Genomic DNA, 8,024 nt, shown 5'->3' with positions numbered 1-8,024 from the left:
CCCTACCAGACCGGCCACCCGGCGCAACACCTCTCTTCAGCTTAAAGTAGCATCCCGCGCAGCACCGGTCAGGACGAGCACGTCACGAACAAATTCTTATTCCATGCTTATTCACAGAGTGGCACTACATCGCCCCCGGCAAGCCGATGCAGAACGGCTTCGTGGAGAGCTTCAATGGGCGGCTTCGGGATGAATGCCTGAACGAGACGCTGTTCGCGTCGCTGCCTCACGCCCGAGCCGCCCTGGCCACCTGGAAGGAGGACTACAACCATGTCCGGCCGCACTCCGGTCTCGGCAGCGCCACGCCCGCCGAAGTCGCCGCGGCCACAACGCAAGCCGGGCCGGGGCATGCCCCGGCCCGGCTTGCTATCACCGCCCGCTTCGGGCATCATAACTCATAGAGACTCTGCCAATGACCGGAGGAAACTTCGGTCTCAGGTCAGCTGCGGAGATGGCGGCCGACCGCGCCCGCTGGCCCGACTGATCGATCCTCCCCGGTTTTGCAACCGATTATTGAAATCCACACGATTTAATTGCACGTTCATCGCTTCATCCGATTTTTGACGGGACTTGACATCAGCAGTGGATTGTCGGGTTTGTGATCAGGAGATGTAAGGCGTGAAGAAGCAGGCGGGTAATCGGGCAAGAAGCGGGAGAAGGGCTGCCTCCCCGCCAAAGACCAGACTGAAGAGCAGGAGCGCCGCTCCGACAGGCGCCGCCATGGCCGCCGGCGAGCTGGTCGCGGAGGGACGCCGCCGCAGCGCCGAAGGCGATCTCAAGGGCGCATTGGAGGCGTTCGAGGCTGCGATTCCCTTCAAGGGCAACGACCCCGAGTTCCTGTTCGAGGTGGCCGGTCTGCTGCGCCAGTCAAACATGCACGCCGAGGCTCTGCCGATTTACGACGCCCTGGCCGCCGCCCTGCCGGACTCCCTGCCGGTTCTGCACAACCGGGCCAACTGTCTGGCCGATCTCGGCCGCGCGCAGGAGGCGGTGATCGCCTTCCGCGACATTCTCACGCGTCATCCCGATGGGGCCTCGTCGTGGGCCGGCCTGGGCGACGCCGCCTTCGTCTCCGGCAGCCCGTACCTTGGAAAGCGGGCCTACAGCCGGGCGATCGCGCTGGATCCGAAGCGGCCGGCCAGCTACATCAATTTCGCCGAGGCGCTGGTGGCCGACGCCGTCGGCGACGACGAGCAGGAACGTGCGGTGACGCTGTTGCGCCGAGCCATCGCGCTGGTGCCGGACGATTCGATGCTGCGTTATAACCTGGCCCGGTCGCTGCTGTCCCTGGGGCGGTTCGCCGAGGGGTGGACGCAGTACGAGGGGCGCCTCCACCCCGCCGGCCGGAACTATGTCGTGCGCGCCATTCCCTGCCCACGCTGGCGCGGCGAGCCCCTGGCCGGGCGCCACCTCTTCGTCTGCGGCGAGCAGGGGATTGGCGACCAGCTCTGGCTGCTGCCCTTCGTCCGCGAGGCTGCGGCGCAGGCCGGCCACGTGACTCTGGACGTCGCACCCAAGCTGGTTCCGTTGGTCAGCCGCAGCCTTCCGGAGGTGACGGTCCGTCCCATGCAGATCGAAAAGCGCGACGGGACGTGGCATGCGCTCGGTGAGAGCCGGACCGGGCCGGAGCGCGCCGACCTGTTCATCGAAGCCGGCAGCCTTCCGCTCTTTCTCTGGGATCGGATGGTCGGCCGGCCGGTGGAGCCGGTCCTCAAGCCCGACCCGGCCCTCGCCGAACGTTGGCGGCACCGTCTGGACGAGAAGGGGCCGGGGCTGCGCGTCGGGATCTGCTGGCGCTCCCCGCTCTCCGGGCGGGAGCGCTCGCCGGAATACCTACCGCTCGACACGTGGCGGCCGATCTTCGACGCTCTCTCCCGGGCAGAGGGTGGGCCGGTCCGCGTGTACTGCTTCCAGCACGGCGACGTCGAGCACGAGATCGCGCAGGCTCCGCGGTCCGTGGGGATGGAGGTTGTCCGGTTCCCGGATCTCGATCTCTGGGACGACCTGCACGGCACCGCCGCGGTGATGGCGAACATGGATCTGGTGATCACCGCGCTGACGTCCACCGCCCGGATTGCGGCCGGGCTCGGTATTCCCACCCTGGTCCTGATGAAGACGCCGTACTTCGTGGCGCCATCGGACGGCCGGGATCCGACGCACCCGACGCTGGAACCTGTCTTCCAAGTTCCCGGCCGCGTCTGGCCGGAAGGCATCGTCGGCGAGGTCGCCGCGCGCCTGGCCACCCGCCTGAAGGGGTGAGGGGTGTCCGCCTCAGCCGGCGGCGATGTCGACGCCCTTCGAGCGGAGGATGTCGATCAGGTTGCCGACCGTGGCTGCGCCCGCCATCTCGTCGGTGCGGAAGGTCACGCCGTAGGCGTCCTCGATCGCGACGATCAGGTTGATGTGGTTGAAGGAATCCCACCCCTTCACGTCCTTCGCGGTGAGATCGCAGTGGACGACCAGCGTGTCGTCGCGGAAGACGCTGCGGAAGATGGACTGGAAACGGTCGAGGCTCATGGCGGTCCGTCAGGTTACGATGAAGGCGGCCAGACGCGGCACGGGCTCGTCCGCCCTCGGTTCATAGGCGATGTCCTCCTGGTGGTCGAGGACGCGGAACCCGGCATCGGCAAGCTGGTCGCGGATCTCTTCCCAGGAATTGTACAGGTAGATGTGGTCGGTGTTGGCCGAGGTGATCACCGTCGCGATGAAGCCGGTGCCGCCGGGCCGCAGCATGCGGCGCAGACTGCGCAGGAAGGCCGGCGGATCCTCCAGGTGTTCGAGCACGTCCGCCGACACGATGAACGGCCACGTCTCGTCCACCGGCTCGGCGATCATGTCGCGCAGCGTGCCGGCCCAGCGGTCCCGCACGCCGAACCGCTCCAGGTGGCGGGCGGTGTAGTCCAGGGAATGCGCGCTGATGTCGAACGCGTGCCCCCGCACGTCGGGAGCCAGGGATAGCAGCTGCCGGCTGTAGAAGCCGCTGCCCACCCCCACCTCGCAGAAGCGTTGGTCGCCGGAGGCGAGGACCAGCGCTGCGAAGCGGTTGTGGAAATAGCGCAGCTGGCTGAAGTAGTGCGGCCACAGGTAATGGCTCAGCAGGATCCCCGGCGCGTACAGGGAATTCACGTATTCTTCGTTGTGGTAGACCTGCGCGGCGGCTTCGGCGTAGGTCTTGGCGGCGTAGACCCGCTCCGTCTCGAAGCGCTTCTGCAGCTTGGCCATCTCCAGCGAGAAGCCGACGTAGCCCTTGATTGCCAGCTCCATGGCCGCGTCGTCGCCGCCGAAGAACCGCGACAGGAATACCTCGAAGGCGTCCTCCCACTCCCGGCCGAAGCGGGCACGACCCTTGCCGACAGCGCCGGCCATGAAGGGGGCCACGTGGGCCAGCGCCGCCTCGAAGCGCGCAATGGTCGGAAGAGCGGGGAGGGTCATGATGCCTCGGACAGGACGCGGACGTGCCGATTGCCGGCGTAGGGAACGGCGGTGTCGTACCGGTACAGCCCGCTCCCGGTGCGCTCGAACCCCAAATCCGGATAGAGGCCCGCCACCGGCTGATTGCGGTCCGATGGCACGTGCTCGCCAACGATCCAGCGTACGCCGCGCGCCGCGGCCCAGTCCACCAGCGTCGCGAACATCGCCCGCTCGACCGCCCGCCCCATGACCCGGCAGGACAGCACCCAGGTGTCGATGCGGCAGGAACTCTGCCCCTCCGGCACGGCGATCAGCACGCCGGTGATGCCGTTGTCCCCAAAACGGTCGGCGACCCGGCAGCAGCGTGCGAAGCCGCCGGGGGCGTCAGCCATCGCCCGCACCGCGGCCAAAGCGTGGCGCCGGCCCGTCAGGTTGAACTGGTTGGTTTTAGCGATGAGCTGCACCGCGCGCTCAATGGTGGCGGCGTCGATGGGCAGCATCTCGGCCGAGAGGTCCAGCGAGTCGAGGAAGCCGGCGAGGTCGGGCGCGCCCTGTGCCGCCTCCCGCCGCGCCCGGTTCTCGCGGTAGTGCCGCTGCCGGTCGCGGTCCTCGCCGGTGGCGAAGGGTGTGGCGAATAGGCCGGAGCGGACCAGGAAGGGCACATACTCCTCCGGTACCGTCGGTAGCTCGGGAACGGTCACCTCCGGCAGCGCGGCGCGCACCTCAGCCCGCTCGAAGGGTGAGTCGTCGAGGAAGGCGACGGACGCCAAGCCGAGGTTCAGCTCCGCCGCAACCGCGCGCAGGTTGGCCGACTTCGGCTCCCAGTTGGCGCAAACGCAGGCGAAGTCGTCCCAGCCCAGCAGCATCTCCCGCCGCTCGCGGAAGACGGCCTGGACATCCTCCGGGTTGTTCTTCGACACGGCGGCGAGCACGAGTCCGCGGCTGGCGAGGTGCTTCAGGTAGGCTTGCAGGCGGATGAAGGGGCCGCCGCCGCCGTGGACGTCCAGCGCCAAGCCGTGGCAGCCGTCCTCGCCGACGATTCCGCCCCACAGCAGGTTGTCGAGATCGCACGCCACCAGCTTGACCGTGCGGACGGTGCCCGCGGCGAGGCTGCGCCCGATCCCGCGCCCAAGCGCGGCGAGCGCCGTCGGGTGGCACGGCAGCTTGGCGTGATACCAGAAGCGGGGGGCGTACCAAGCGGCCGCCCCGACCTCCAGCAGGGTGGGGAGTGGGTCGATGACCAGCACGCGATCGTCCAGCGCGGCCCGGATGTCCGCCACCACGCCGGCCCGCCACGCGGCGACCGGGGCGTCGGGATCCCACTCCTCCTCCAGCGGTTCGGGCAGCACGACGGCGATGCGGGCCTCGCTGCGGCTGCGGATGGCGGCGGCGACCGCGGCGAGATCGTCCGCCACGCCGTCGCGCAGCGTGGTGCCGGCGGAGGTGAGCCCGAGGCTGGACAGGACGAGGACCGCGACGTCCCAGCCGCCGGTGTAGAAATCGGATCCGGGGTCGAAGAACAGCGGGCCGAACTGGTTCGCGGGCGCGTCCGCGACGGTGGCGACGACGCCGGCCGCCAGCGCGCCCTCGCGAACGCCGGCCGCCATAGGGCGCAGCGTCGCGTTGCCGGCCAGATACACCCTGAGCGTCGGCGCCGTCGGCGGGGGCAAAGAGTCGTCACCGGCCATGTAAAGGCGCCTTCGGCCGCGGTCTGGGACTGATGAACAGGATTTTCATGGGCCGATAATTTCCCGCGTGGTCGCGGAGGCACAGGCACCGTAGGGTCGACACGGTTAACAACCCGTCAATACGGCGCGTTTCCCTTCCGGCGCAACGGCTTAAAGGTAATAGCCCAGCCAATTCATGGAGGACAGGCGGTCGGCGTCCCCCGGACCGGCGACTTGGTCGTGCGTGGCCGTCGGGCCGTCGAACGGCACCCTGCCGTAGACGAACGGCGGCGGTTCGGCGAGGAGCAGCCAGGGGTCGTCGCGCAGCCGGCGCATGCCGGTCTCGAAGGCGTGGCGGTAGTCGGCCGCGAACACCTCGGACCGCCCCAGCGGCGCCCGGAGGATGCCCCCGGCGGCGTCCAGCGCGTCGGCAAAGCGGTGGAAATCGTAGGGAATGCCCATGAACTCCGGATAGCGGACGGTGGCGAAGTAGCGGCGGGTCAACCGCTGCCCGCCGACGATCGGCTGCCACTTCAGCAGCTTGTTGTAGCAGTAGGGCAGCTGGCAGGCGGCCTCCAGGTGGTGGACGCCGCCGATGGCGTAGTAACGGTCGAGCCCGATCACCAGGGTCCTGGCCCCGGCCTCGAGAAGCCGCGCGAAGGGGGACTCGGGGCCGTAGGCGCTGGTGCCGTTGTCCGAGCAGATCCGCGCGGCGTTCGCCCCGTAGGCCGTCAGGGACAGCAGGGGATGCACCGAGCGGACCGCGCCGGGGCGGGTGCGCACGTGCTCGGGGAAGAGGCCCATCGGCGTCGGCGTCTCCTCCAGCACGAAGTCGATGTCGAAGCGGGCGACCTGCGTCGTGTAGGTGGGGACGACCAGGGTCCCGGACGGGCCGAGCACGTCCATGATCGCGCCCAGATAGGCGTCGCAGAACGCGTCGCGGTCGCCGGCCCCCTCCACCATCCCGACCGTGCGCAGATCGGTGTAGGCGAAGACGACCTGTCCCCGTCCGATTCCGACGGCGGCGAGGGCGGCGCGGATGTCGTCGGCGGTCACGGAGCGCATCCCGGCCCGCGCGTGTCAGTGCCCGCCCAAGTGGGACAGCAGGGCCTCATCGGTTCCCTGGTCCACGGGCTTGGGCTGGCGTTCCCGCCGCTCGGCCAGCCCGAGCACGCAGAGTTCGTCGAAGAACTGCCGGACCTGGAAGAAGTCCAGCCCAAGAGTCTGGGCGAGGTCCTGGCAGGAGCTCCGCCCATCCGTCAGCATCAGCAGGCGGTGGCTGCCCGCCGACGTGGCCAGCGCCGGCACCTTCGCCTGCAGGTCGGGGTAGCGCGACAGGTAGAGCGGGCCGTCGAACCGGCGCTCCGGCACGTAGTCGGTCTCCAGAACCTCGACGATCCGGCCCAGGATCCACAGGCTTTCCTGCACGTGATAATGATTCACGTGCGTGAGGTCGTCGGTGTTGTAGTGGTATTCGCGGTGCATCAGCCGGCCGAGCCCGATCGTCGGGATGTCGAAGCCGGGGCCGTCGTAAAACATCTCGTCGTTGCCCCACAGCGCGCGGCTCGGCCGGTCGATCAGCAGCGGCCGGTGCGACGAGAACACGTTGTGCGCGACATGGTCGATGCGGGAATTCCCGCGGACGGACCGCTGGAAGCCGATCGGCTCGTGGGTTGTCAGCATGTCCAGGTAGATGCCGAACTTCAGGTTCGCGATGGTCTCCGGCTCGGCCTTGGCCAGGTAGGCGGCGGCGGCGAAATACTCCGGCCCGTAGAGGAAGCGGTAGGAATAGCGCCGCCACGGACGGGCCTTGAGCTGGTGGAACAGCTCGTTGGCGACGGCGATGCAGCCGATGCCGTCGCTGACCAGCGCCGGGTGACAGGTGTGCGCCATGATGAAGACGGTGTCCGGCAACTCGCCGGGCAGAAAGGCGTCCACGACCTTCAGCGTGCCGTCGGTGTCGAGGTCGGCGTCGATCTCCACCTCGTACTGCGGGTCGGTGAGCGTCTCGACCAGCCGGTACGGCAGGCTGAAGCCCCACTGCCGCACCGCCGGCTTGTAGCCGTTGCGGTAGTAGTAGAGGAACTCGTCGGGGCGCGATGGATCGGTCTGGACATGGTTGGCGAGCAGGTCTTCGCGGCTGACGGTGCCGCGGAAGCCGACCGAATGGGTCCAGAGATACAGGGGATTGTCGGCGAAATCGCACAGCACCGTGCCGTCGAGCCTCCGCAGCTGTCCCTTGCGGACATGCCAGTGGCTGGGCATCGTCCAGTTCAGGCACACCTCGCCGCTTTTCGCCTCGATCACGCGGGCACCGAGCTGCTCGGCGAGGTAGCGCGCCAGAATGTCCGTGTCGGCGTTGACCGCCGACCGGTTCAGCTTCCAGTGCGGTTCCAAAAGTTCGTTCACCCGCCGGACATCGAAGTCACTGCGGACCGGCATCGGGTACAGGAAGCTGGAGCGGGAACCCGGCTGCGGAGCCATCACCATTTACGCATACCCTCTGCAACACCCCATTTTTTCTAGGGGTTTGACTGTGCCGCCGGTTGGTGCGGCCCGGTGTGGAACCCTATCAGCATGCGAGACCGCCGTAAACCTGGGGGGCTGACGTGGCGGCTCCAGGCGGAGAAGTGAGGAGACAAAACCGGGGCGGCGCCGCCCGCCGCCCCGGTATCGGCTACAGCCAGAAGTTCCCTGCGGTGAGCACATGCGATCCGCTCAGCACGATGGTCAGGTCGGGTAGGCCGTCAGCATCGACGTCACCCTGGACCAAGGTGAAGCCGCTGTAGCTGTTGTCGTACATCAACTGCCCGGCCGTACCGGTGAACCCACTATTGCCAATGAAGATGAGAATTTGTTCGTGACGTGCTCGTCCTGACCGGTGCTGCGCGGGATGCTACTTTAAGCTGAAGAGAGGTGTTGCGCCGGGTGGCCGGTCTGGTAGGG

The 8,024-nt window shown here is 68.1% G+C and carries 7 protein-coding genes and 1 pseudogene; 2 read left to right on the top strand and 6 right to left on the bottom strand.

Annotation, left to right across the window (positions count from 1 at the left end; all coding sequences use genetic code 11):
- Positions 1-116 precede the first annotated feature (116 nt).
- Both ACRWK7_RS25695 and ACRWK7_RS25690 read left to right on the top strand, forming a co-directional pair.
- Positions 117-401: pseudogene (locus ACRWK7_RS25695) on the top strand (integrase core domain-containing protein); the annotation flags it as partial.
- A gap of 319 nt (positions 402-720) precedes the next feature.
- Positions 721-2,259: a tetratricopeptide repeat protein gene (locus ACRWK7_RS25690; protein ID WP_431859173.1), complete on the top strand. Its 1,539-nt coding sequence runs from the start codon at positions 721-723 to the stop codon at positions 2,257-2,259.
- 12 nt (positions 2,260-2,271) lie between these two features.
- Here the strand turns inward: ACRWK7_RS25690 and ACRWK7_RS25685 are convergent, their stop codons facing one another.
- The 6 genes from ACRWK7_RS25685 to ACRWK7_RS25660 form a co-directional block, all read right to left on the bottom strand.
- Entirely contained in the window at positions 2,272-2,517 is a 246-nt protein-coding gene (locus tag ACRWK7_RS25685) for an acyl carrier protein (protein ID WP_431859172.1), read from the bottom strand.
- Positions 2,518-2,526: 9 nt separating this feature from the next.
- The gene (locus ACRWK7_RS25680; RefSeq protein WP_431859171.1) at positions 2,527-3,432 is read right to left on the bottom strand and encodes a methyltransferase; all 906 of its coding nucleotides are present in this window, start codon (positions 3,430-3,432) and stop codon (positions 2,527-2,529) included.
- The gene (locus tag ACRWK7_RS25675; protein ID WP_431859170.1) at positions 3,429-5,099 is read right to left on the bottom strand and encodes an HAD-IIIC family phosphatase; all 1,671 of its coding nucleotides are present in this window, start codon (positions 5,097-5,099) and stop codon (positions 3,429-3,431) included. The genes ACRWK7_RS25680 and ACRWK7_RS25675 overlap by 4 nt, the downstream gene beginning before the upstream one ends.
- 150 nt (positions 5,100-5,249) lie before the next feature.
- Positions 5,250-6,134 (bottom strand): AAC(3) family N-acetyltransferase, encoded by an 885-nt coding sequence (locus ACRWK7_RS25670; RefSeq protein ID WP_431859169.1) that lies wholly within the window; start codon positions 6,132-6,134, stop codon positions 5,250-5,252.
- A gap of 24 nt (positions 6,135-6,158) precedes the next feature.
- Positions 6,159-7,568, bottom strand: coding sequence for a DUF4910 domain-containing protein (locus tag ACRWK7_RS25665; RefSeq protein WP_431859168.1), 1,410 nt, complete (start codon positions 7,566-7,568; stop codon positions 6,159-6,161).
- Between the two features lie 187 nt (positions 7,569-7,755).
- Positions 7,756-7,881, bottom strand: a complete 126-nt coding sequence (locus tag ACRWK7_RS25660; protein ID WP_431859167.1) for a hypothetical protein — start codon at positions 7,879-7,881, stop codon at positions 7,756-7,758.
- Positions 7,882-8,024: the final 143 nt, after the last annotated feature.

The sequence above is a fragment of the Azospirillum sp. genome, assembly GCF_050789165.1.
The sequence above is the reverse complement of the archived record's forward strand: the minus strand, read 5'-3'. Positions and strand labels throughout refer to the sequence as shown.

What these genes read in the sequence shown, in the direction of transcription:
- ACRWK7_RS25690 (WP_431859173.1), top strand. Translation starts at nt 721, where the DNA reads ATGGCCGCCGGCGAGCTGGTCGCGGAGGGACGCCGCCGCAGCGCCGAA.
- ACRWK7_RS25685 (WP_431859172.1), bottom strand. Translation starts at nt 2,517, where the DNA reads ATGAGCCTCGACCGTTTCCAGTCCATCTTCCGCAGCGTCTTCCGCGAC.
- ACRWK7_RS25680 (WP_431859171.1), bottom strand. Translation starts at nt 3,432, where the DNA reads ATGACCCTCCCCGCTCTTCCGACCATTGCGCGCTTCGAGGCGGCGCTG.
- ACRWK7_RS25675 (WP_431859170.1), bottom strand. Translation starts at nt 5,099, where the DNA reads ATGGCCGGTGACGACTCTTTGCCCCCGCCGACGGCGCCGACGCTCAGG.
- ACRWK7_RS25665 (WP_431859168.1), bottom strand. Translation starts at nt 7,568, where the DNA reads ATGGTGATGGCTCCGCAGCCGGGTTCCCGCTCCAGCTTCCTGTACCCG.
- ACRWK7_RS25660 (WP_431859167.1), bottom strand. Translation starts at nt 7,881, where the DNA reads ATGTACGACAACAGCTACAGCGGCTTCACCTTGGTCCAGGGTGACGTC.